This window comes from Curtobacterium sp. VKM Ac-2922 (assembly GCF_022815645.1).
GTDB lineage: Bacteria > Actinomycetota > Actinomycetes > Actinomycetales > Microbacteriaceae > Curtobacterium.
The window spans coordinates 68,601-90,955 of sequence record NZ_JALGRO010000012.1 but is presented as its reverse complement, the minus strand read 5'-3'; the positions used below and the strand labels follow the sequence as shown (position 1 = coordinate 90,955).

The window sequence follows — 22,355 nt, the reverse complement described above, 5'->3', positions numbered from 1 at the left end:
CGGTCGGATGCCGGATCATAAGAATCAGCCGAGAATCTCCGGCGTGATCGGAGCGTAGCGGGTAACGCGGTCGACTCGATGGCGGCGGCGCGGATTGTGACCCGGGTTGGGGGTCTGTGCGCTCCCGCGCCCCGGAGCAGGCGCCGATCGGCGTGCTCCGGTGCGGGAACCGGTCAGGCGCGGCGGCGACGCAGGCGGTGCAGCAGCAGCATGCCGCCGGCTCCGAGCAGTCCGAGCGCCCAGGCGAGCGGCCCGGTCTCGTCGGCTCCCGTGAAGGCCAGCTGGCCGGTCGGGGTACGCCGTGTCGTCGAGCCGGCCGTCGGCGCCGCTGCGGTCAGCGGGTCGACCTCGACCGAGAAGGTCCGGGTGAGCGATCCGGAACGGGCCGTGATGACGTGGGTGCTGGCGTGCGCGAAGCGCAGCGTGACCGCGTCGGTGCTGGTGGTCGGCGTGAACGTGTCGCCTCCCACCGACGACGACCAGGTCAGGTCGTCGAGCCCCGGGACGACGTTGCCCTGCTGGTCGAACCCGAGCGCGTCGAGTTCGAGCGACCCGTCCTGACGCACGCGGATCGGCGTGGCGGGGTCGCCCGACTGGACCTCCGAGGAGTCGCTGTACGTCACCGTGCCGTCCGCAGCGATCGACCAGGTCGGCGCGGTCGTCGCGGTGCCCTGCCCACGGACCACCACCACCAACGCCGTGGCGGCCTCGGTCGCGGCGGGCGTCGCCGTCGGTGCGGCCGGTGCCCCCGTCGACACGGCCACCGGCGTCGCTGCGGGTTCCGGCAGCGTGGTGGGGGTCGCGGTGGGTGTCGCGTCGGCCGTCGGTGTCGGCGTCGGCGTCGACGCGGCTGCGCGGTCCGTGTCCGTGCCCGTCGTCGTCGCGGCGGCGGCGGCGGTGTCGGCGGCGGGCGGAGCGGCGTGCGCGGGAGCCGGCACGACGGTGACCGTGGTGCTGGGCGCCGCGGTGTCGGCGTTCGCCGCGGTCGCTCCGAAGCCGAGCGTGGTCGCTCCGACGGCGACCAGGACGGCCGTGGTGACCGTGCAGCGACGGAGCGAGTGAGTGGTGGTCGTGAACAAGGTGTCCCCCCGAGGAACGAGATCCGAGATCGAGCACGCGGGTCGGTGCTGCGGTCCGATCGTAGGACTTCGACGGACACGGAAACCGCTGGTCAGGGTCACGATTCCGTTATCGCGGACAGTGTCAGGATCGGGCGTTTCCCGACATGGAGGCCGCCCGCTCGAGGGCGTCGCGGAACGTCGACACGGCCGGGGAGTCCGCGCTCGCCAGGCGTTGCGCGGTGAAGATCGTGCGTCGAGCCGGCACCGGGAGCTCGAGCAGTCGACAGCTGGTGGACCTGCCCGCCCAGACCAGGTCGGGCATCAGCGCCACGGCGTTCCCGGACTCGATCAACCGGATCTGCGCCTGCAGGTCGGCGGTCTCGTAGCGGACGTCCGGCTCGAACCCGGCGCGGCGGCAGGTCTGCTCGGCGAAGTGCCGTGACGCTGCCCCGCGCGGCTCCATCACCCACGGCAGCCCGGCGGCCGAGGCGAGCGAGTCGACCGGCCGCAGCGCGGTCTCGACCGGGGGCAGCGCGAGTCGTACCGGGTCGGTGGTCAGGTCACGGGCGTCCAGGCCGGGGAAGCGTGGTGCCGCGTGCGCCGGGTACCGCTCGGCGACGACCATGTCGAAGTCGCGCGCCCAGGTCTCGTTCAACGCGGTCTCCGGTTCGCGCTGGACCATCTCGACCCGCACGTCGGGGTGCTCGAGCGCCATGGTCCGCAGTGCACTCGGCATGAGGGCCAGCGCGGCCGACTGGAAGACGGCGACCCGGATGCGCCCCTGCACGGTGGTCAGGGTCGACTCGACGGATGCCTGGGCGCGCTCGAGGGTGTCGAGCACGTCGCCCGCGGCAGCCACCAGCACCTCGGCCTGCGGGGTGAGCTGCAGACGCCGACCGGCCTTGCGGAGCAGCTGCACGCCGGCCTCGCGTTCGAGCACGCCGAGCTGCTGCGAGACCGCCGAGGGTGTCAGGTTGAGCGCCTCGGCAACGGCCGCGACGGTCCCGCGGATCGACAGCTCACGCAGGAGGACCAGGCGTCGAACGTCGAGCATGCGCAAAAGCGTAGTTCAACTGAACGGAAAGCGTCAGGAAGAGTTGCTTCCGCTACCGGAACCCCGAGCGACACACTGATCCCATGACCGACGTCCAGCCCCGCAACGACGCGCCTGCCGCGACCACCTCCGACGACCTCGCCGACGCGTCCGTGGCGCTGGTCCGGCAGTGGCTCGCCGAGGCCGAGACGTACCCGGTCGACGGTTCGGCGAAGCAGCTGGCGGGCGTGCTCGCCGACCCGAAGGGCCTGGCGTTCGCCGTCGGGTTCGTCGACGGGGTCGTCCGACCGGAGGACCTCGGCGTCGCCGCTCGCCGCCTCAAGCAGATCGCGCCGGACGCACCCGGCTTCCTGCCCAGCGCGCTCCGCGGTCTGGTGCGGCTGGGTGGCGGACTTGCACCGGGCCTCCCGGGGGTCGTCGTGCCCATCGCCCGACGCGTGCTGCGCACCATGGTCGGCCACCTGATCGTCGACGCCACCGATGCCAAGCTCGGTCCCGCGATCGCGAAGATCAAGCGCGACGGCGTGCGCCTCAACGTCAACCTGCTTGGCGAGGCCGTGCTCGGCGAGCGTGAAGCCGCCCGTCGGCTCGAGGGCACGCACAAGCTGCTCGCGCGCGACGACGTCGACTACGTGTCGATCAAGGTCTCGTCGACCGTGCACCCGCACTCGCCGTGGGCGTTCGAGGCGGCCGTCCAGGACATCGTCGACAAGCTCCGGCCGCTGTTCGAGCGGGCCGCGGCCGCGTCGCCGAACACGTTCATCAACCTCGACATGGAGGAGTTCAAGGACCTCGACCTGACGATCGCGGTCTTCACGCAGCTGCTCGACGAGCCCGCGTTCCAGCAGCTCTCCGCCGGCATCGTCCTGCAGGCCTACCTGCCGGATGCCCTGTCCGCCATGCAGCACCTGCAGGAGTGGTCCGCCGCCCGCCGTGCCCGTGGCGGCGCCGACATCAAGGTCCGCCTGGTGAAGGGCGCGAACCTGCCGATGGAACAGGTCGAGGCGTCCGTGCACGGGTGGCCGCTCGCCACCTGGCACACCAAGCAGGACTCGGACACGAACTACAAGCGCGTGCTCGACTGGGCACTCACCCCGTCGCGCATCGCGAACGTGCGGGTCGGCATCGCCGGTCACAACCTGTTCGACGTCGCCCACGCCTGGCTGCTCGCCGGGCAGCGCGGGGTCCGCGACGGCATCGAGTTCGAGATGCTGCTCGGCATGGCACAGGGGCAGGCCGAGGCCGTCCGCCAGACCGTCGGGTCGCTGCTGCTGTACGTCCCCGTCGTCCATCCGGGGGAGTTCGACGTCGCCATCGCGTACCTCATCCGCCGATTGGAGGAGGGCGCGTCCCAGGACAACTTCATGTCCGCGGTGTTCTCCCTCGCATCGTCGCCGTCCCTGTTCGCACGCGAGGAGTCCCGGTTCCGCGACTCGCTCGAGCCGCTGTCCGCACCCGGCGGGCTGGACGCCCCCGCCTCGCACCGTGTCGCCGACCGGTACGCGGCCGTCGGCCGTCCCACCCCCGGGCACTTCGAGAACACCCCCGACAGCGACCCGTCCGTCGCGGCGGTCCGCTCGTGGGGTGCAGCGATCACGTCGCGGGTCGCGTCGTCGACGCTGGGCGCGTCGGCCGTCCGGGAGGCCCGGGTCGACTCCGCAGCGACGCTCGACACCCTGCTCGGCCGGGTCCGGGCCGCCGGTTCCGTCTGGGGGACCTGGTCCGGTGCCGCGCGCGGCGCGGTGCTGCACGCCGTCGGCGACGCGCTCGAGGCGAACCGTGCGGCGCTCATCGAGGTGATGGCGTCCGAGACCGGCAAGACCATCGACCAGGCCGACCCCGAGGTGTCCGAGGCGGTCGACTTCGCGCACTTCTACGGCGACCTGGCCGCGTCGCTCGACGACGTCGACGGTGCGACGTTCTCGCCCGCTGCCCTGACGCTCGTCGCGCCGCCGTGGAACTTCCCGGTCGCGATCCCCGCCGGATCGACGCTCGCCGCACTCGCCGCCGGGTCGGCCGTCGTGCTGAAGCCCGCGCCCCCGGCCGCCCGGTGTGGTGCGGTGCTGGCTTCGGTGATCGACACGGCCCTCGACGCGATGGGTGCCCCGGCCGACGTCCTGTCGTTCGTGGACGTCGACGAGTCCGCTCTGGGCACGGCCCTGGTGTCCTCGCCGATGGTCGACCGGGTGATCCTGACCGGCGCCTACGAGACGGCCGAACTGTTCCGGTCGTTCCGCCACGACCTGCCGCTGCTGGCCGAGACCTCGGGCAAGAACGCCATCATCGTCACCGCGTCGGCCGACCTCGACCTGGCCGTCAAGGACGTCGTCGCCTCGGCGTTCGGGCACGCGGGACAGAAGTGCTCCGCGGCGTCCCTCGTGGTGCTCGTCGGGTCAGTCGCACGCTCGCGCCGGTTCCACAACCAGCTGATCGACGCGGTGTCGTCGCTGACCGTCGGGTACCCGTCCGACCCGACGTCGCAGATGGGCCCGGTGGTGCAGCCGGCTGCGGGCAAGCTGCTCGACGGCCTGACGGAGCTCGGGGCGGGGGAGTCGTGGGCCGTGCAGCCCCGCGAGCTCGACGACACGGGGCGGCTGTGGAGCCCGGGTGTCCGTGGTGGGGTCCGTCGCGGGTCCGCGTTCCACACGACGGAGTACTTCGGCCCGGTGCTCGGTGTGATGCGCGCCGCGACGCTGGACGAGGCGATCGACATCGTCAACCAGGTCGACTACGGCCTGACCTCGGGCATCCACTCGCTCGACCCGACCGAGATCGACACGTGGCTGTCCCGCATCGAGGCCGGCAACCTGTACGTCAACCGCGGGATCACCGGTGCGATCGTGCGTCGGCAGCCGTTCGGCGGGTGGAAGAAGTCGGCCGTGGGCGCCGGCACCAAGGCCGGCGGCCTGAACTACCTGGTGGGCCTGGGTTCGTGGTCGTCCGCCGAAGCGCGATCGGGCTCCGCCCCGTCGGCCGCCGTCTCGTCCTTCGTGCGGGCCGCCGGGGTGTCGTCGCCCTCGCTCGACCGCGCGCTGGCCTCCGACGAGCTCGCGTGGACGTCGCTGTTCGGCACTGCGACCGACGTGTCGGCGCTCTCTGCCGAGCGGAACATCGCCCGGTACCTGCCGTACCCGGGGGTGCACGTCCGCCTGGCGTCCGAGCTGCCGGACGACGTCGAGGCGCTGGTGCGTGTCGTCGCCGCGGCCCTGCGTGCCGGCACCACGATCGACGTCTCGTCGGCGGGGTTCGTGCCGCCGGCGGTCGCCGCGCTGCCGAACGTCCGCAGCGTGACCGCGTCCGAGTCCGACGCGGCGTTCGGCGCCCGGGTCGCCGGGGGCCCGTCGACGCGCGTGCGCCTGGTCGGCGGTTCGGCATCCGAGCTGGCTGCCGGTGCCTCGGCGCTGTACGCCGCCGTCGATGGTCGCCCGGACGTGGCGGTGTACGCCGAGCCGGTGACCGAGGCCGGGCGCATCGAGCTGCTGCCGTTCCTGCGCGAGCAGGCCGTGTCGATCACCGCGCACCGCTTCGGCACGCCGAACCACCTGACGGACGACCTGATCTGAGTCGCTGGCGGGGCTGCTGCGGCTTCCCCCGTTTCGCACCCCCGTGCGGACATCGCGCCCCGTTCCCTCGGGGCGCGATGTCGTGGCGGGGGTGCGAAGCCGGTCCGGCACGCCGTTGGTCGCCGCCGAGGCCGGCGGTGTCCGGGTTCCGCGTCGGCTCGGGGCGCTCGGAGCGCGTGGGCGTTGGGTCGGACGCATGAGTGAACCGATCGCCCGCCCCTCCGCCCTGGCCCACGTCCGCGTGACCGTGACCGACATCGCCCGCAGCAAGGCCTTCTACCAGCAGCTGCTCGGGTCAGACCCGGTGATCGACTTCAGTGACCAGGTCGACGAGCCGGGTGTCCGCGAGGACCGCACGAAGTTCTACGGCGGCTGCGTGTTCCAGCTCGGTGACCAGGTGTTCGGGCTGCGTCCCGTGGCACCCGCGGGTCAGCGGTTCGACTCCGAGCGGGTCGGGCTCGACCACGTGAGCTTCGTCCTCGGATCGGTCGACGAGCTGCACCAGGCCGCGACGCGACTCGACGCCGCCGGCATCGAGCACGGCGAGGTCACCGAGCTGGGTGACGCCGGCATGACGATCCTGTCCGTGCAGGACCCGGACGACATCAACCTGGAGTTCGCCGCCGTCCGCTGACCCCGGCCGGTCGGGGATCGCACCCCCGGACGGACATCGCGCCCCGGAGCACCGGGGCGCGATGTCGTCGCGGGGGCGCGACGCGGGCGGCCGGGCGGGGCGCGATGTCGTCGCGGGGGCGCGACGCGGGCGGCCGGGCGGGGCGCGATGTCGTCGCGGGGGTGCGACGCGGGCGGCCGGGCGGGGCGCGATGTCGTCGCGGGGGTGCGACGCGCGTCAGGCGTCGACGGCGACCGTCATCGTCTGGGTCACCAGGGTGCGCAGGGCGTCCGGCACGGGGCGCGGACGGCGGGCACCCTCGCGGTCGATGATCACGTGGACGAACTCACCCGTGGCCAGCAGCGCGCCGTCGGACTGGCGGAACAGGCCGAACTCCCACGACAGGCTGGTGTTCCCGAGGCGCTTCGAGCGCATCCCGACCTGGATGACGTCCGGCCACACCGCGGACTCGACGAAGTGGCAGCTCGAGGTCACGAGCACGGCGATCCAGTCCGACGAGAACGGGTCGAGGCCGGCCTGCTCACGGAACCAGTACGTCGCGGCGTTGTCCATCGCGCTGTAGTAGATCGTGTTGTTCACGTGGCCGAACATGTCGTTGTCGTTCCACCGTGTCGGGTAGGTGCGGCGGAAGGGGTACTCGTCGATGGTCATCGGTCTCCGATCGAGGGCGGGGGCAGGGCTGCAGTCGGCCGCAGCACGTACTCGAACGTCGCCCGGGCCCGAGCGGGGTCGGGGGTCTCGCCCGAGATCAGGTCGGCGTACGTGAAGGACTCGGAGATCCGGACGAGCAGCCTCGCGAGTTCGTCAGCGGACAGCGGCGCGGGATCGAACGTACCCGACTCCTGCTCCACGGCGACCAGCTCGGTGACCGCGTGCACGAACCGACTCTGCACGTCGCTGTCCGTCGTCGTGAGCAGCCGCAGTGCCCGTGCGGGTTCTCGGGTCAGGAACACGCGGAAGTACGGCGCCTGGATCAGGTCGGCGGTGAACCGGTCGAGCACGTCGACGATGCGTGCGGCCCCGGTTCCCCGCGCCGAGCGTCGGGCGCTGTCGAGCGTCGGGACCGCGAGCGACCACAGCACCTCGGACAGCAACCGGTCACGGTTGCCCACCCAGCGGAACAGGGACGTCCGGTCGACGCCGAGCGTGGCAGCCAACGCGCCCATGTCGATCCGTGAGCCGGCGATGAAGGTGTGGCGCGCCTGGCGGAAGGCGCGCAGCGCGGTTTCCGACGTGTACACAGATCCCCCCTTGCAACGTTTTCCAGAATGATGCATCGTAGTGGGTATGTCAACGTCCATCGCCCTGCCTGCCCTGCTCGAGTCGGACTTCTACGGGTTCGCCCAGCAGCTGACCGACCAGGAGCGCGAGTCGATCGGGCGGGTGCGCGAGTACCTCGAGCGCGAGGTCGCTCCGATCGCCGACGGGTACTGGGCGCGCGCGGAGTTCCCGATGCAGGTCATCAAGCCGCTCGCTGAACTCGGGATGTACGGTCCGGGTGTGCCGCTGGTGCGCCAGTTCGAGAACTCGGCCGTGTACCGCGGGTGGGCAGCGCTCGAACTCGGTCGCGTCGACGCCAGCGTCGCGACGTTCATCGGCGTGCAGTCCGGCCTGGCGATGAACTCCATCGCGGTCGCGGGCAGCGACGAGCAGCAGCAGGAGTGGCTGCCGCGCATGGCCGCCGGCGAGCTGATCGGGGCGTTCGGCCTGACCGAGCCGCTGTCGGGCAGCGACTCCGCCAAGGGCCTGCGCACCACCGCGCGTCGCGAGGGTGACACGTGGGTGCTCGACGGCGAGAAGCGCTGGATCGGCAACGCCACCTTCGCCGACGTCGTCGTCATCTGGGCCAAGGACGTCGCGGACGACCAGGTCAAGGGCTTCCTGGTCACGACCGACACCCCCGGCTTCACCGCCACCAAGATCGAGGACAAGATCGCCCTGCGCAGCGTGCAGAACGCGGACATCGTCATGCAGGGCGTCCGGGTGCCCGAGTCGCGCCGGCTGCAGCGCGCGACGTCGTTCCGCACCACCGCCGAGGTGCTCCGCCTGACGCGCACCGAGGTCGCCTGGCAGGCCGTCGGCATCGCCGTCGGTGCGTACGAGGCAGCGCTCGACTACGCCAAGACCCGCATCCAGTTCGGCAAGCCCATCGCCTCGCACCAGCTCGTGCAGGACCTGCTCGTGAAGTCCATCGCGAACATCACCGCCTCGATCGCGCTGTGCACGCAGGCCTCGGCGATGCAGGATGCCGGTGTCGGCGGCGACGAGCACTCCGCGCTGGCCAAGGCGTTCGCGACGGCGAAGATGCGCGAGACCGTCGGTTGGTGCCGCGAGGTGCAGGGTGGCAACGGCATCGTGCTGGACAAGGGCGTCGCCCGGTTCTTCGCGGACTCCGAGGCGATCTACTCGTACGAGGGAACGCGCGAGGTCAACACGCTCATCGTCGGCCGAGCGATCACGGGTCAGGCCGCTTTCGTGTGACGGCCCGGTCCGCCCGGAGACGGACGGACGAGCCGATCGACGGATCGGGCAGCCCCCACAGACCGGGCGTGCGGCGTTTCGGGTCGCCGCACGCCCCCCACCACCACCGCTACCCGAGCAGCTCCGGCCGCTCCCACTCGGCACCGAGCACGTGCTGGCCGAGGAACGCGAACACCGTCTGGTACCAGATGACCGCGTGCTGGGGCTGCAGCACCCAGTGGTTCTCGTCCGGGAAGTACAGGAACCGGTGCGGCATCGACCCGTCCTCGGCGGCGTGGTGCTCGGCGAGCTCGGACCACAGGCGCAGCCCCTCGCCGATCGGCACCCGGTAGTCGTGGTCGCCGTGGATGACGAGCATCGGTGACACGATGTCGGCGACGAACCGGTGCGGGTCGTTCTCGCGCATGCCCGACGCGTCGAAGATCGACTGCCAGTACTCGGACGCGTCGGTGGTGCCGGCGAACTGCTCGAGCGCCCACAGGCTGGCGTGCGTGACGATCGCGCGGAACCGGTCGGTGTGCCCCGCGACCCAGTTCGCCATGTACCCGCCGAACGAGCCACCCATCGCCGCGGTGCGGGTCTCGTCGATGTCGGTCCGGGCCTCGACCGCGTCGGTGATCGCCATCAGGTCGGTGTACGGCGCCTGGCCCCACGCGTTCCAGCCCCGGTTGACGAAGTCGAGTCCGTACCCGGTCGACAGGGCCGGATCGGGTAGCAGTACCGCGTAGCCCTGCGCTGCCGCGAGCATCGGCGTCCACCGCCACGACCACTGGTTCCACGAGTTGAGCGGTCCGCCGTGGATCCAGAGCAGCAGCGGGTGTGGCCCGTCGCCCTCCGGCAGTACGAGCCAGCCACGTACCCGGGTGCCGTCCTCGGCCGTCGTCTCGACGTCCTCCAGACGGCCCGGGACCGCCGGCAGGGGAGCGGGCGTCGCGAGCGGGGTCACCCCGTCTGCGTCGATCCGGACCGGGTGCAGTGGCGCCGCCCAGGAGGCCCGCAGCGCGACGACCACGCCGGTCGCCGCCGACACGCGCAGGTTCGAGTACGCCCAGTCGTCGTCCGTCAGCTGCTCGACGGCGCCGCCGTCGAGGGGGATCCGGAAGACCGGCGCGCGGCCGTCCTGGTCGGCGGTGGCGAGCACCGCCTGGTCGTCGGGTGCGAACACCAGCTCGCTCGGCCAGCGGTCCCAGTCGGTCGCGATGCGACGAGCGTCCGACCCGTCGAGCTCGGCCGTCCAGACCTCCTGCGGCTGGGCACCGGCCGGCGTGGACTTGACGGTGCGGACCCAGGCGATCCGCGTGCCGTCGTGGCTCAGGCTCGGCATCTCGTGGTCGATCCCCTGGTCCGCGAACAGCACGGTCCGCGTCCCCGTCGCGACGTCGATGGCCACGACGGCCGCTCGTGCACCGCGGGCCTCGGGGATGCCGACCTGCACGACCAGGGTCCGGCCGTCGGGGGTGAGTCCGCCGCTGACGTGGTCCAGGCTGCGGCCGGGGGACGGGGTGAGGTCGACCGGCGTCGGCAGCGCCGCGGGGTACGGCTGCACAGCGTCGTCGGTGGCACCGGCGGCACCGGCGTCCGCGGCACCGGCGGCGTCCGAGCGGTCGGCGTTGTCGGAGCCGTCGGCGGTCCCCGCGGGTGGGACGTCCAGCGCGTCGTCCCGCAACTGGGCCAGGTCGAGCCCGAGCACGTGCGTCTCGTCCGGGCCCAGGTCGTGGTCCCAGTACCGGACCGGGTACGTCTCGTGCAGGATCGCGTGCACCTTCTTGTCCGTGCGGCGCTTCCGCAGCGCGGCATCGCGCATCACGGCACCGTCCCGGTCACCGGCGGCCGCGGTCGGCAGCAGGTCCGCGGTGAGCGCGACCACGTCGCTGGCGCTCGCCGTCGCGAGGACGCCACCCGCGCCTCCCGGCAGTCGGGTGACCGGACGTGCCTCGCCACCCGCGGCGGGCAGCAGCCAGAGCTGGGCCGCTTCGCCCTCCGGCGCGTCGGCGTCGGGGCGGCCCGAGACGAACAGCAGGTCGCCGGAACGGGTGAACGCGATGCCGGCCTCGCCCTTCGCCGACCGGGTCAGTCGGCGCGCACCCGCGTCACCGCTCGTCGGCACCGTCCAGACAGCGCGCCGGTACGCGGTGCGGTCCGGATCGAGCAGGCTGACGGTCAGCGCGACGTGCGCACCGTCGGGGCTGAGTGCGATGCCGTCGACACGCGGCAGGGCGATGAACTGGTCGAGGTCCGAGAACGGCGTCGTCATGGCCCCACGCTAGCGAGGCCGACGGCACTCACGCCCAGAACGCGGCGATCCCCTCGGCGACGGCGCTGCCCTGCGCGTGACCGGCCTCGGCCGACGGACGCTGCGTGGACAGGGCGAGCGAGTTCGTGCCGAAGGCCTGCATCGCCGCACTGTCCGCCACGACGACCTCGACGCTCGACCCACCCGCGCGCAGCGCCTCGACCGACTGGTCGAGCCAGGGTCCGAGCGGCGACGGTGCCTCGGGGCCGCAGGCGAGCACGAGGACCCGCTCGTACCCGGCCGCGACGTCGGCGTTCGTCGCGGAGCGCATCCCGCCGTCGATGTACGGACGGCCCTCGATCTGGACCGGGGACCACACGACGGGGACCGAGCAGCTCGACGCCACGGCACGGGGGAGCGGGATGCCGTCGGCCGCGGTCAGCACGCGGAAGGTGCCGTCGACGGCGTCGATCGCGGTGACGCCGAGGGGTCGTTCCGGCCACGCGCTCGAGGGCAGCATCTCGGTGAACGTCTCGACACGCTCGTCGTCCGTCTGACCCGTCGTGACCTGCTGCGCCAGGTGTCCGAGCCGCGCGCGGGCGTCCTGCTCCGAGGTGGCGCCGGCGAGGGCCTGCGCGATCTGCTGCTGCACGAGCTCGGCGTCGATCCGGGCGGGTTCCTCGTACGTGGTCGGGGCCGGGGCGCTCTGCTGTGCGAAGGCGTCCGCGATCCCACCCTGCCGCAGGAGCGTGCCGACGACGCTGCCGGCACTGGTCCCCACCACGAGGTCGGCCGCATCGAGGTCGACGCCCGCGTCCTGGAACGCGGACAGCACACCGAGCTCCCAGGCGATGCCGGCGACCCCGCCGCCTCCGAGGACGATCGCGCGGGTACCGGCGGCTGGCGTGGCAGGTTGGCTCATGCACCATGTCTACCAAGAGCCACCGATGCCCGGGTCACCGTGCGGCAGCAGCCCCCAGCGCGCGCAGCTTCTGCCCGAGCTCGAACCGCTTCTGGTCACGCAGGTGCACCAGGTAGTCGGCGCTGACCAGCGCATGCAACAGCCGGTACGCGGTCGGCAGCGGGTAGCCCGTCGCCTCGGCGACCTCCTTGGCGGTGGCACCGCCGCGGTCGGCCACCACCTCGAGGATCGCGAGGGTCTTCTCGACCGTCTGCACCGTGCCGGTGGGTGGGTCCGGACGGGAGGCTCGGGTCGGCTCCGACGGATCGTCACTGATGCGCATCCTGCGATGGTCCCCGCATCGGGTCGCGTTGGCAATGGTGGATCGAGGGTGCGCTGCCCGCGCCGGGTGTGCTGTGCACGCCCGGGTGCGCCGGGTGCCGCTGGGGCGTCGGTGGTCGCCCCTAGCGTCGAGGCGTGGGGCAGGGGAACGAGCGGGTGCGCGGCAGGCGGTACGGCGACGTCGTGCTGCCGATCGTCGCGGCAGCGCTTCCGACGGCGGTGTTCCAGCTGCCCAACCTGGTCGGGGTGCCCGTCGAGCGTGCCGTGCTCGTCGTCGCTGCCCTGGTGGTGTTCGCCGCGGTCGTCTTCTGGCAGGTGGTCCGCGCGCGGCGCACGGCAGCGGCCCGCCGTCGCGCCGAGGACACCGGTGCCGCGGCGCGCGCCGCCTACGAAGTGGCGGTGCAGTACGGCTTCGGGCAGATCGCGACGCGGCTCACACGCTTCGCGGCGCACGACCATCCGACGCGCCGCTCCGAGCTCGGAGCGTTCGCCGACCGGGCTGCCGCGGCACTGGCGTTCTACCTGCTGCCGCACGTGCCCGACGTCCGCGCGAACGTGTACCTGCTGTCGCCGGCGCTCGACGCGCTCGAGCCGATCGGCCACGGGGGTGCCGACGACACCGCTGGCACCTTCCGCGCGGGCACGCCCTACGGCGACCGCAACCTCGAGTGGGTGCTGACGGGCGGCCCGCCGCGGGTGGTGGGCGATCGCGAGTCCGACGTCGACGCCGCCGACGATGCTCCGGACTTCGACCCGCGCTACCGCTCGTACGTCGCGGTGGTCATCCGGGGAGACGGCTACTCGTTCGGCATGCTCACCGTCGACTGCCCGACACCGGGGGCGTTCGCCGACCTCGACGTGCGCAACGTCGACGTCGTCGCGCAGTACGTCGCCGTGGCGTGCACGCTGGCGTTCCCCGTCCGCGAGCGGCAGCAGGCGTCGTGACCACTGTCGGTCCGCAGTCGTACCCTGGCGCCATGACGAGCGTGCACCCGGGTCCGTTCTCGTTCGGCCGTGCGCCGATCCGGTCGGAGCGCCGGGCCGAGGCCACTGACGCCGACTACGACGACCCGGTCGTCGTCGCCGCCAACCTCGAGCGTGCGCTCCGCGCGGCGCGGGCGCGGCTGACGCTCCGTCCGCGTCGTCGGCGCTGACGTCGCCGAGCGCTCCGCCCGCACGGCCCCGCTGTCCGCTCCGCTGCGTCCGCTCCGCTGCGTCCGCTCCGCCTTCGTGTCGCACCCCCGGACGGACATCGCGCCCCGAGGGAACGGGGCGCGATGTCACTGCCGGGGTGCGACGCGCGGGCGTGCGACGCGCCGGGGTGCGACGTGCGGAGCGTGCGGCGCCGCGGGTGTGCGACGCGCAGGCAGGGCGGCGGCCCGCCCCTACGCCTCGGTGACGTCGATCAGGACCTTGCCGACGGTGTCGTTCTCGACGGCGTCGTGCGCGGCAGCCGTGTCCGCCAGAGCGAACCGTGTGAGCGGCAGTCCGGCGTCCGGCCCGACGGGCAGGACCCCGTCGTGCAGTGCCTCGGTGATGTCCTCGGCCGCGGCGGCCAGGGCCTCGTCGCCGATCGTGTAGAGCAGCAGGAACTGGTACCGCGCGTTGACGCTCATGTTCGGGCGGATCGGCAACGAGGCCGCATCCCCACCGTTGTTCGCGTAGATCGACACCACGCCGTGGTTCGCCAGCACGTCGGCGACCAGGTCGGCGTTCTGCGGGATCGACACCTCGACGACGATGTCGACGCCGTCGGGTGCGATCGCTCGGATCTGCTGCGCGGCGTCGTCGGAGCGGTAGTTCACCGTGTGGTGCGCCCCTGCTGCGGTGGCCAGCGCGGCCTTGGCGTCCGAGCTGATCGTCGAGATCACGGTCGCCCCGGCCCACCGGGCGAGTTGGATCGCCGCGTGGCCGACCGCGCCCGCGCCGCCCGCGACCAGGACCGTCATGCCCTCGAGCGCGCCGGGTCCCAGGCGGGCCGGACCTTCCTCGTGCGTGGTGAGTGCGCGGTGGGCCGTCATCGCGGGGACGCCGAGCGACGCACCGACGTCGAACGAGGTGGCGTCCGGCAGGGCCACGACGCGCGCGGCCGGCACGACGGTGTACTCCTGCGCGGTGCCGGTCGGGCGCGATGCCGCGGCCATGAACAGCCACACGCGGTCTCCCACGGCGAGCCCGTCGACGCCCGGGCCGACCGCATCGACGACGCCGGCGCCGTCCTGGTTCGGCGTGATCTCCGCGAAGGGCAGGCCGTCGCCGTACGTACCGCCCGCGCGGGCCTTCCAGTCGGTCGGGTTCACGCCGGAGACGACCACACGCACGCGCACCTCGCCGGCAGCGGGCTCCGGCAGGTCACGGTCCACGAGGGAGAGGACGGACGAGTCACCGGGCTGGGAGTAGACGATCGATCGCATGTCTCCAAGCAACCACCAGCGCGGCCGGTCGATTCCAGGGACCGGTCAGTGTGCGGCGTCGTACTGCTCGCGTGCGTCGGCGACCGAGGGCATGTGCGTCGTCGCCCAGTCCTCGAGCGGCTGCAGCACCGTGCGGAGCGACCGGCCGGCGTCGGTGAGCGCGTACTCGACGTGCGGGGGGATCTCGGGGAACACCGTGCGGGTGACGAGCCCGTCGCGTTCGAGGGCCCGGAGCGTCTGCGTCAGCATCTTCTGCGACACGCCCTGCACCGCCGCTGCGATCGCGGAGTACCGATGGGGGCCGGACGCCAGCGTGCCGATCGTCAGCACGCTCCACCGGTCACCGATCCGGTCGAGCAACTGTCGCGACGGGCAGTCGGCCGCGTACGGGCTGTACTCGAGGGCACTCATGGACACTCCTGACGCGCGACGGCGGGACGAACGGGACGAACGGGACGAATTGAGCCAAATGGCACGCACCACCAGGTGCCTACTTACCCAAAGAGAGTAACACCCCTAGAGTGAGTCACGACAGACCGCATCACCACGAGAGGAACACGCATGAGCACCATCGTCGTCTTCGGAGGCACCGGCTACGCCGGCTCCGCCATCACCCACGAGGCACTCTCGCGCGGCCACCAGGTCGTCGCCGTCGCCCGTGACACCTCCAAGCTCGACCCGGCCGACAACCTGACCCTGGCCCAGGGCGACGCGTTCGACGCGGCCTTCGTGGCCCAGGTCACCAAGGACGCCGACGTCGTCGTCGTGTCCCTGCACGCCGTGCAGGCCGACGGCAGCGAGCTGAAGGACAAGTTCCAGCACTTCGTCGACGCTGCCGCTGCGGCCGGCGCACGCCTGGGCATCGTCGGGGGTGCGGGCTCGCTGCTCGTCGCCGAGGGTGGCCCCGCGCTGTTCGACACCGCCGAGTTCCCGGACGCGTTCAAGGGCGAGGCGAAGAGCCACGCGCAGGTCCTCGAGGCGCTGCGCTCCAGTGGCACCGACGTCGACTGGTTCTACGTCAGCCCGGCGGCGGCCTTCGGCGGCTACAACCCCGGCGAGCGTCGGGGCACGTACCGCACCTCGGACGACGTCCTGCTGACCGACGCCGACGGCAACTCGGACATCTCCGGTGCCGACTACGCCATCGCGTTCGTCGACGAGATCGAGCGTCCGGCGCACCACCAGGCGCGCTTCGGCGTCGCGTACTGATCCACCGCGGCAGGTCGCACCCCTGAACGAGCATCGCGCCCTGTCCCGACGGGGCGCGATGCTCGTGGCGGGGTGCGACGCGCAGATGGTGACCACCATCGGACGGGAGGCCCGGTGCCAGCTGGCACCGGGCCTCCCGTCCGTCAGCGGTGCACGTCGAGCGCCGTCAGCGGCCTGCGTCGATCGCCGTCAGCGGTGCCCGACGATCGCCGGCAGCGGCACGTGGTGCCGCACCCGCACGCCCAGGTGGAAGCCTCCGCGTCGGGCGAGCACCACGCCGATCACGGCCGCGGCGGCTGCCGGCACCCCGCCGGCGACCATCATCCCGACGTGGGCGCCGAAGTGGTCGACGACCTGGCCCATCAGCGGCCCGCCGATGGCCTGCCCGCCCAGCAGCACCAGGATGTACAGCGACATCACCCGACCGCGGATCGCGATGTTCGACGACAGCTGCACGAGCGAGTTCGACGCCGTCATGAACAGCAGCTGCGACATGCCGACCGCGACGAGCATCACGGTGAACGGCGCGATGACGGGGATGCTGCCGCTCACGACCAGCAGGATCCCGGTCCAGAACACCCCGCCGACGATCGTGCGCAGCCGGACCACCGCGCGCCGGGTCGACAGCAGCGCTCCGACCAGGGCGCCGACCGCGACCGCGGAGTTGAACAGGCCGTACCCGCCGGCACCGACGTCGTAGACCTTCGAGGCGAAGGCGGACAGCAGCACCGGCATCGTCAGGGCGAAGACGGAGAAGAACGCGACCAGGATGACCGGCACGATGATCGTGGGCTTGCCGACGGCGTAGCGCAGCCCCTCGACGAGCTGGCCCTTGCCGCGGGGGGCCGCCGGCGTTCGGTGCAGCTCCGAGGTCTTCAGGAACCCGAGCGTGACGACGACCGCGACGCAGGCCACGGCGTTCACGCCGAACGACCACCCGGCACCGACGGCCACCAGCAGCGCACCGGACAGCGCCGGGCCGATCATGCCGCCCAGCTGGAACACCGACGAGTTCACGCTGATGGCGTTCCGCAGGTGCTCGTGGCCGACGATCTCGGTGACGAAGACCTGCCGTGCGGGGTTGTCGATCACGGTGACCATGCCGACGACGAACGCGATCGCCCAGATGTGCCACGCCTGCACCACCCCGGTCAGCGTCAGCACCGCGAGCAGCAGCGACAGGACCGCGAAGGCGCCCTGGGTGATCATCATCAGCGCGCGCTTGGAGAACCGGTCGACGATGACGCCGCCGAACAGCCCGAAGAACAGCATCGGGGCGAACTGGCACGCCACGGTGATGCCGACCTGCGCGACGGAGCCCGTCAGCTGCAGCACGAGCCAGTCCTGCGCGATGCGCTGCATCCAGCCCGCGGTCATCGCCACCAGGTTGGTCGCCGTGAACAGCCGGAAGTTCGGCACGGACAGCGCGATCAGCGTGTGGCGCCACGGCGGGCGGGTGGTCTGGATCGGGAGGGGTTCGGTGGGCGGGGGGAGGGTCGTCGGTGACGCGCTCACGGTGCAGGGACTCCGAAACGTCGGATGCGGACTGGTACCCCAACGAAACTACGTGACACCGACCCATTCGATCCCCGTATGGTTGCTATCACTCCATTGCGATGTCGAATGAGAGGCACCCGCGTGCTCGATCCCGTCCTGTTGCAGACCTTCCTGGCCGTCGCCGAGACGCAGAGCTTCACGCAGGCCGGCGCCCGACTCGGCATCAGTCAGCCGACCGTGTCGCAGCACGTCCGTCGGCTCGAGACCGCGGTGTCGCGCACCTTGGTCGCACGGGACACCCGCGGCGTCCGCCTGACCGACAACGGCGACGCGATGGCCGGGTTCGCGCGGACGATCCTGGCGGCCCACGCCACCGCGGACGCGTACTTCTCCGGCTCGGCGACCCGCGGGCGACTGCGGTTCGGCGCGGCCGACGACCTGGCGATCACGCAGCTGCCCCGGATCCTGCGCGACTTCCGACGGCTGCACCCCCAGGTGAACCTCGAGCTGACCGTGAACCAGTCCGCGCCGCTGCTGCGCCGGGTGCACGCGGGGGCGCTCGACCTGGTGTTCATCAAGCAGACCGCGGGCGAATCGGCCGAGGGCACGCGGGTCGCGACGGACCAGATGGTGTGGATGGCGCAGGACGGCATCGTGGTCGAGCGGGACGAGCCGGTGCCGCTCATCGCCTACCAGGCGCCGAGCATCAGCCGACAGATGGCGATCGACGCGCTCGAGGCCGCCGGTCGGACCTGGCGGATCACGTGCAACACCCGCGACGTGAACGGGGTGCTCGCGGCGGTGCGTGCGGGCATCGGCGTGGCGGTGTTCCCGCACTCGCTGATCCCGGCCGACCTGGTGAAGGTGTCGCAGCGCCTGGGCCTGCCGGACCTCCCCGCCGTCGACTACGTGCTCATCGCGAACCCGACCGTGCAGCGCGAGCCGATCGACGCCCTGACGAACGCGATCACGTCCCGCGGCGTCGTCCGCGCGGTCTGATCCGCGCGCGCCCGTCCGCCCGCGCCCGCCCCCGCGCGTCCCGTTCGTCGAGAGAAGCGCCAAGAGGAGCGCGAGAGGAGGCGCGCGTCAGGGAGCGAGCGTGGGGACCGTGGCCGTGCCGGTCAGGTCCGGCAGGGTGATGCCGGCTATCGGCAGCAGCGCGGTCGCGACGGCCCACAGCAGCACCACGGTGCCGACCGCGCCGAGCACGGCTCCGAGCAGCGCCACCGGACGCTGCCACGTGGCCGCGCGGTCACGCAGTGCGACGGACGAGCACACGATCGCGACCAGGCCGAGCAGCAGCCCGACGGCGTGCACCGTTGCGGGAGCGGTGAACCACCACGCGGCGAGGCCGAGCGTCGCGATCCCCGCGACGGCGCCCAGGGCAGCGGCCGGGGTCGCCCCGAGCGTGCGGCGAGCGTCGGCAGCCGTGTCGGACGGGAGGACCGGGTCGGCTTCCCCGGCAACGGTCACGTCCGGCAGGTCCGCCGTCGGCAGGTGTCGGGTCACCGTCTCCGGCTGCACCGCGGGTGCGGCCAGGACGGCATCGAACGACCGGTCCGGTGCCACCACGGAGCCGGCCTGCTGGTGGGCGAAGCGTGCGGGCGTGCGGTAGCCGACGGGTCCGGTGGTCTCCGGCTCGGTGCCCTCGACGAGCACGTGTTCGAGTCCGGGGACCGAGAACCGGGGCTGGCCGGTGCGCGGCACGACGGGCCCCTGGTGTGCGGGACCGGCGAGTGCCGGCTCGCGGACGGCGTCGATCGGGGACACCGGCGCGGCGGTCGCGACGACCGGTTCGGCGGACGACGAGCCCAGTGGCGCGGTGTGCAGCGCGGGCGAGGTCGGCGCGGGCGGCAGCGACTCCTGGGACGGCGGGTAGTCCGGCACGACCGCGTGCGGGTCGAGCCGCGGGGCCGGGGCCGGGGCCGGCGTCGCAGAGGACCCGGGTGCCGCACCGGACACGGACGGCGCCGGTGCGGCTGCGGGCGGGGCTTGCGGAGCCGGGGGCTCGGTCGCGGACGCCTGCGAGGCGGACGCGACCGGGGCCTCCTGGCCGTCGTCGTGGGGGGCCGTCACCCAGGCCGGGACGCTCCGGCGGGGTCGATCGGAATCGGGCATGCGATGCGACGCCACGTGCGCAGCTCCCTCCGTCGGCTGATCCATCGTCAGTTCTATCGGCGGAGGTGCCGGCCCACCCAGCCCCAGTTCCGGGGGCGCGGGCTACGCCATGTCGCGGTAGCGCTTGGCGTCGGCGACGAGCTGCTCGAGCTCCGTCACGTCGGCCGGCTTGCCGTAGCCGGGGGTGTCGCGCTGGATGCGCCAGCCCTCGGCCAGGGCGCCCACGTCGACGGCGTCGAAGCCGAACTCGTCGAGCAGGTCGGACACGACGCGCTTGGCCTGGGCGTCGTCGCCCGCGATCACCAGGGCACGACGGCCCTGGGTGCCGGACGGCGCGCCGGCGGTGGTCAGCTCGGCGGCGCCGATGTGGTTGAAGGCCTTGACGACCTTCGCGCCCCGCAGGTGGTCCTGCAGCAGCTCCGCCGTCGTGGTCGACTCGTCGTCGAGCGCCGCGATGTGTCCGTCGCGCTCGGGGTAGTAGTTGTTCGTGTCGATGACGACCTTGCCGACCAGGGGCTCGACGGGGATCGTCTCGATGGCGGCGAGGGGCGTGGTCACGACGACCAGGTCGCCGGCCGCTGCGGCCTCGTCGCGGGTGACGGCCCGGGCGCGGTCACCCAGTTCGGTGACCAGGTCCTGCAGGGTCTCGGGGCCGCGGGAGTTCGCGATCGCCACGTCGTGGCCGTGCTGCACCGCCAGTCGTGCGAGCTGTGAGCCGATGTGTCCTGCGCCGATGATGCCGATGGTTGTCATGCACGATGCAACTCCGCGCCCCGCGACGGCATTCCGCGGCATGATGGCGGCATGGCACACGAGTTCCACCACGAGATCGATCGGCAGCGGTACGCGATGTACGTCGACGGTGCACTGGTGAGCGTGCTCGACGAGCGGGAGAACGACGACGCCGTCGCGTTCCCGCACACGGTCACGGTGCCCGCGCACCGGGGTCACGGGTACGCGGCGGAGCTGGTCGCGTTCGCCGTGGCCGACGTCGAACAGCGGACGGACAAGCGCATCGTGCCGATGTGCTGGTTCGTCGCGAAGTGGTTCGACGAACACCCCGACAAGGCAGCACTGCTCACCCGCACCGCCGCGGGCTGAGCCACGACGACAGGACACACCATGCGGCAGATCGTCCCCTTCATCTGGTTCGACGGGCAGGCCGAAGAGGCCGCCACCTTCTACGCTTCTGTCATCCCCGACTCGTCGGTCGACCACGTCGACCGCCTGCCCGACGGGTCGACGCTCGTCGTGCAGTTCCGGCTGCACGGTCAGCCGTACCGGGCGATGAACGCCGGCCCCGGGCACCCGCACTCGGACGCGATCTCGTTCCAGGTCGACGTCGACGACCAGGACGAACTCGACCGCATCTGGGACGCGTTCCTGGCGAACGGAGCGACGCCCTCGATGTGCGGTTGGCTCACCGACGCGTGGGGGGTGTCGTGGCAGGTCACCCCGGCGAACTGGGGCGAGCTGATGAGCGCGGGCGGCGACCCCGAGGCCTCGGCGCGGGCGTTCCAGGCGATGATGCAGATGGTGAAGCTCGACATCCCGACCCTGCAGGCGGCGATCCGCGGCGAGTGACGGCGGCCGTCCCACACGTCGGTGCGACGGCCGGGACGGGTCGTGGTCGGTCTGACGGTCGAACCGTGACCGCCTGCGCGAAGACGCACGAGCAGGCCGGATCGCGCAGACGACCTCGGTGCGTCGCGGTCTGGTGCGGAGACCCACAGGTATGGTGACCGCCGAGGGAACACGATGGTTGGAGGCACCATGAACCAGCCGAGGCCCGACGTCCGCACCGCCGACATCGGTCGCGCGTACACCGAGCTGTCGCGCATCACCCGGCGAGCGAGCATCCGGGCACGCGGCACCGATGCGGTCCTGAGCATCGTCGACCAGTCGCTCGTCGACTTCGTCGTGCAGCACCCCGGCTGCATGGCGATCGACATCGCGCGCTACCTGCACCTGAACCGCTCGACGATCTCGCGCCAGCTCGCGGGCCTGCTGGCGGCCGGGCTGATCCGCACGACGGACGGTGGCACCGGCAACGCGAAGCCGCTCGAGGCGACCGACGCCGGGTGCGCGGCACTCGACCGGTCCGTGCAGCTGCACCGGGACGCGCTCGACGAGCGGATCGCGAGCTGGTCCGACGACGACATCGCCCTGCTGGCCGGCCTGCTCGAGCGGCTCGGCCAGGCCGACGAGGCGGGCCTGCCGATGCCGCACCGTGACCCGGATGCGGATCCCGACGCGGACGCCGACGCGCACGCGGATCCCGACGCCGACTCGTGAGCACCGCGCTCCTGCTGCTGTCGGACACCCACCTGCCGAAGCGGGCGAAGGACCTGCCCGCGGCACTGTGGGACGACATCGACGCCGCCGACCTGGTCGTGCACGCGGGCGACTGGCTGGACCTGGCGACCCTCGACGCCCTGCAGGCCCGCAGCCGCTCGTTCGTCGGGGTCCGCGGCAACAACGACGGCCCGGAGTTCGACGATCGCCTGCCCGTCGTCGCCCGGGTCACCGTCGAGCGACTGCGGTTCGCCGTCGTGCACGAGACCGGCTCGGCGACCGGGCGGGAACGTCGCGCCGAGGCCGCGTACCCCGACACCGACGTGCTCGTCTTCGGGCACTCCCACATCCCCTGGGACACCGCGGCCCCCGGTGGCCTGCGGCTGCTCAACCCCGGATCACCCACCGACCGTCGTCGTCAGCCGGACCACACCTGGATGCGCTGCACGGTGTCCGACGACGGCGCGCTCGACGTCCGGCTGGTGCGGCTCGCTCCGGGTGCGGCCACGCCGCGCGAGGAGCCCTCGCCGAGGTCGTAGGGCATCGCGAAGAA

Annotated in this window: 23 protein-coding genes; 11 read left to right on the top strand and 12 right to left on the bottom strand. The window is 72.4% G+C overall.

What is annotated here, in order from left to right:
* Positions 1–173: 173 nt before the first annotated feature.
* Entirely contained in the window at positions 174–1,079 is a 906-nt protein-coding gene (locus MT346_RS14385; RefSeq protein ID WP_243563779.1) for a hypothetical protein, read from the bottom strand.
* Between the two features lie 124 nt (positions 1,080–1,203).
* Positions 1,204–2,115, bottom strand: a complete 912-nt coding sequence (locus MT346_RS14380; RefSeq protein WP_243563778.1) for a LysR family transcriptional regulator — start codon at positions 2,113–2,115, stop codon at positions 1,204–1,206.
* 83 nt (positions 2,116–2,198) lie between these two features.
* On the opposite strand from MT346_RS14380, the gene MT346_RS14375 reads away from it, so the two are divergent.
* On the top strand, positions 2,199–5,678 hold the full coding sequence (locus MT346_RS14375) for a proline dehydrogenase family protein (protein ID WP_243563777.1): 3,480 nt from the start codon (positions 2,199–2,201) through the stop codon (positions 5,676–5,678).
* A 196-nt stretch (positions 5,679–5,874) separates the two neighbouring features.
* On the top strand, positions 5,875–6,312 hold the full coding sequence (locus MT346_RS14370; protein ID WP_243563776.1) for a VOC family protein: 438 nt from the start codon (positions 5,875–5,877) through the stop codon (positions 6,310–6,312).
* A gap of 216 nt (positions 6,313–6,528) precedes the next feature.
* On the opposite strand, the gene MT346_RS14365 is transcribed toward MT346_RS14370, so the two are convergent.
* Positions 6,529–6,963: a thioesterase family protein gene (locus tag MT346_RS14365; protein WP_243563775.1), complete on the bottom strand. Its 435-nt coding sequence runs from the start codon at positions 6,961–6,963 to the stop codon at positions 6,529–6,531.
* Positions 6,960–7,553, bottom strand: a complete 594-nt coding sequence (locus tag MT346_RS14360) for a QsdR family transcriptional regulator (RefSeq protein WP_243563774.1) — start codon at positions 7,551–7,553, stop codon at positions 6,960–6,962. The genes MT346_RS14365 and MT346_RS14360 overlap by 4 nt, the downstream gene beginning before the upstream one ends.
* Positions 7,554–7,599: 46 nt before the next feature.
* Between MT346_RS14360 and MT346_RS14355 the strand changes: the two genes are divergently transcribed.
* The gene (locus tag MT346_RS14355) at positions 7,600–8,793 is read left to right on the top strand and encodes an acyl-CoA dehydrogenase family protein (protein WP_243563773.1); all 1,194 of its coding nucleotides are present in this window, start codon (positions 7,600–7,602) and stop codon (positions 8,791–8,793) included.
* Between the two features lie 109 nt (positions 8,794–8,902).
* Here the strand turns inward: MT346_RS14355 and MT346_RS14350 are convergent, their stop codons facing one another.
* Genes MT346_RS14350 through MT346_RS14340 form a run of 3 tightly spaced genes read right to left on the bottom strand, consistent with a single transcriptional unit; the run spans position 8,903 to position 12,270 of the window.
* Positions 8,903–11,047 carry an alpha/beta fold hydrolase gene (locus MT346_RS14350; protein ID WP_243563772.1) on the bottom strand — a complete coding sequence of 715 codons (2,145 nt, stop codon included), beginning with the start codon at positions 11,045–11,047 and terminating at the stop codon, positions 8,903–8,905.
* A gap of 28 nt (positions 11,048–11,075) precedes the next feature.
* A complete protein-coding gene (locus tag MT346_RS14345; protein WP_243563771.1) occupies positions 11,076–11,948 on the bottom strand; it encodes a patatin-like phospholipase family protein in 873 nt (290 codons plus the stop codon).
* A gap of 34 nt (positions 11,949–11,982) precedes the next feature.
* Complete coding sequence (locus MT346_RS14340; RefSeq protein ID WP_243563770.1) at positions 11,983–12,270, bottom strand: helix-turn-helix domain-containing protein; 288 nt, start codon at positions 12,268–12,270, stop codon at positions 11,983–11,985.
* A 134-nt stretch (positions 12,271–12,404) separates the two neighbouring features.
* Between MT346_RS14340 and MT346_RS14335 the strand changes: the two genes are divergently transcribed.
* Complete coding sequence (locus tag MT346_RS14335; RefSeq protein WP_243563769.1) at positions 12,405–13,214, top strand: GAF domain-containing protein; 810 nt, start codon at positions 12,405–12,407, stop codon at positions 13,212–13,214.
* Positions 13,215–13,246: 32 nt separating this feature from the next.
* Positions 13,247–13,423: a hypothetical protein gene (locus tag MT346_RS14330; RefSeq protein WP_243563768.1), complete on the top strand. Its 177-nt coding sequence runs from the start codon at positions 13,247–13,249 to the stop codon at positions 13,421–13,423.
* A 231-nt stretch (positions 13,424–13,654) separates the two neighbouring features.
* On the opposite strand, the gene MT346_RS14325 is transcribed toward MT346_RS14330, so the two are convergent.
* Positions 13,655–14,683, bottom strand: a complete 1,029-nt coding sequence (locus MT346_RS14325) for an NADPH:quinone reductase (RefSeq protein WP_243563767.1) — start codon at positions 14,681–14,683, stop codon at positions 13,655–13,657.
* A 45-nt stretch (positions 14,684–14,728) separates the two neighbouring features.
* Positions 14,729–15,094, bottom strand: a complete 366-nt coding sequence (locus MT346_RS14320) for a helix-turn-helix domain-containing protein (RefSeq protein ID WP_243563766.1) — start codon at positions 15,092–15,094, stop codon at positions 14,729–14,731.
* A gap of 150 nt (positions 15,095–15,244) precedes the next feature.
* Between MT346_RS14320 and MT346_RS14315 the strand changes: the two genes are divergently transcribed.
* Entirely contained in the window at positions 15,245–15,892 is a 648-nt protein-coding gene (locus tag MT346_RS14315) for an NAD(P)-dependent oxidoreductase (RefSeq protein ID WP_243563765.1), read from the top strand.
* A gap of 189 nt (positions 15,893–16,081) precedes the next feature.
* Here the strand turns inward: MT346_RS14315 and MT346_RS14310 are convergent, their stop codons facing one another.
* Positions 16,082–17,407, bottom strand: coding sequence for an MFS transporter (locus MT346_RS14310; protein WP_243563764.1), 1,326 nt, complete (start codon positions 17,405–17,407; stop codon positions 16,082–16,084).
* A 123-nt stretch (positions 17,408–17,530) separates the two neighbouring features.
* Here MT346_RS14310 and MT346_RS14305 point away from each other — a divergent pair, with 123 nt between their 5' ends.
* Positions 17,531–18,388: a LysR substrate-binding domain-containing protein gene (locus MT346_RS14305; RefSeq protein ID WP_243563763.1), complete on the top strand. Its 858-nt coding sequence runs from the start codon at positions 17,531–17,533 to the stop codon at positions 18,386–18,388.
* 87 nt (positions 18,389–18,475) lie between these two features.
* Here MT346_RS14305 and MT346_RS14300 read toward each other — a convergent pair whose 3' ends face one another.
* Both MT346_RS14300 and MT346_RS14295 read right to left on the bottom strand, forming a co-directional pair.
* Entirely contained in the window at positions 18,476–19,465 is a 990-nt protein-coding gene (locus MT346_RS14300; protein ID WP_243563762.1) for a hypothetical protein, read from the bottom strand.
* 144 nt (positions 19,466–19,609) lie between these two features.
* On the bottom strand, positions 19,610–20,260 hold the full coding sequence (locus MT346_RS14295; protein ID WP_243563761.1) for an NADPH-dependent F420 reductase: 651 nt from the start codon (positions 20,258–20,260) through the stop codon (positions 19,610–19,612).
* A gap of 51 nt (positions 20,261–20,311) precedes the next feature.
* On the opposite strand from MT346_RS14295, the gene MT346_RS14290 reads away from it, so the two are divergent.
* From MT346_RS14290 to MT346_RS14275, 4 genes are all read left to right on the top strand, one after another.
* Positions 20,312–20,608 carry a GNAT family N-acetyltransferase gene (locus tag MT346_RS14290; RefSeq protein ID WP_243563760.1) on the top strand — a complete coding sequence of 99 codons (297 nt, stop codon included), beginning with the start codon at positions 20,312–20,314 and terminating at the stop codon, positions 20,606–20,608.
* A gap of 21 nt (positions 20,609–20,629) precedes the next feature.
* On the top strand, positions 20,630–21,091 hold the full coding sequence (locus MT346_RS14285; protein ID WP_243563759.1) for a VOC family protein: 462 nt from the start codon (positions 20,630–20,632) through the stop codon (positions 21,089–21,091).
* Between the two features lie 189 nt (positions 21,092–21,280).
* Positions 21,281–21,802: a MarR family winged helix-turn-helix transcriptional regulator gene (locus MT346_RS14280; RefSeq protein ID WP_243563758.1), complete on the top strand. Its 522-nt coding sequence runs from the start codon at positions 21,281–21,283 to the stop codon at positions 21,800–21,802.
* On the top strand, positions 21,799–22,341 hold the full coding sequence (locus MT346_RS14275) for a metallophosphoesterase (protein WP_243563757.1): 543 nt from the start codon (positions 21,799–21,801) through the stop codon (positions 22,339–22,341). The genes MT346_RS14280 and MT346_RS14275 overlap by 4 nt, the downstream gene beginning before the upstream one ends.
* Positions 22,342–22,355 lie beyond the last annotated feature (14 nt).

Coding starts and splice junctions, on each gene's coding strand:
- MT346_RS14320 (WP_243563766.1), bottom strand. CDS start 15,094: ATGAGTGCCCTCGAGTACAGCCCGTACGCGGCCGACTGCCCGTCGCGA.
- MT346_RS14325 (WP_243563767.1), bottom strand. CDS start 14,683: ATGCGATCGATCGTCTACTCCCAGCCCGGTGACTCGTCCGTCCTCTCC.
- MT346_RS14350 (WP_243563772.1), bottom strand. CDS start 11,047: ATGACGACGCCGTTCTCGGACCTCGACCAGTTCATCGCCCTGCCGCGT.
- MT346_RS14290 (WP_243563760.1), top strand. CDS start 20,312: ATGGCACACGAGTTCCACCACGAGATCGATCGGCAGCGGTACGCGATG.
- MT346_RS14355 (WP_243563773.1), top strand. CDS start 7,600: ATGTCAACGTCCATCGCCCTGCCTGCCCTGCTCGAGTCGGACTTCTAC.
- MT346_RS14345 (WP_243563771.1), bottom strand. CDS start 11,948: ATGAGCCAACCTGCCACGCCAGCCGCCGGTACCCGCGCGATCGTCCTC.
- MT346_RS14380 (WP_243563778.1), bottom strand. CDS start 2,115: ATGCTCGACGTTCGACGCCTGGTCCTCCTGCGTGAGCTGTCGATCCGC.
- MT346_RS14330 (WP_243563768.1), top strand. CDS start 13,247: ATGACGAGCGTGCACCCGGGTCCGTTCTCGTTCGGCCGTGCGCCGATC.
- MT346_RS14285 (WP_243563759.1), top strand. CDS start 20,630: ATGCGGCAGATCGTCCCCTTCATCTGGTTCGACGGGCAGGCCGAAGAG.
- MT346_RS14340 (WP_243563770.1), bottom strand. CDS start 12,270: ATGCGCATCAGTGACGATCCGTCGGAGCCGACCCGAGCCTCCCGTCCG.
- MT346_RS14375 (WP_243563777.1), top strand. CDS start 2,199: ATGACCGACGTCCAGCCCCGCAACGACGCGCCTGCCGCGACCACCTCC.
- MT346_RS14295 (WP_243563761.1), bottom strand. CDS start 20,260: ATGACAACCATCGGCATCATCGGCGCAGGACACATCGGCTCACAGCTC.
- MT346_RS14280 (WP_243563758.1), top strand. CDS start 21,281: ATGAACCAGCCGAGGCCCGACGTCCGCACCGCCGACATCGGTCGCGCG.
- MT346_RS14365 (WP_243563775.1), bottom strand. CDS start 6,963: ATGACCATCGACGAGTACCCCTTCCGCCGCACCTACCCGACACGGTGG.
- MT346_RS14315 (WP_243563765.1), top strand. CDS start 15,245: ATGAGCACCATCGTCGTCTTCGGAGGCACCGGCTACGCCGGCTCCGCC.
- MT346_RS14370 (WP_243563776.1), top strand. CDS start 5,875: ATGAGTGAACCGATCGCCCGCCCCTCCGCCCTGGCCCACGTCCGCGTG.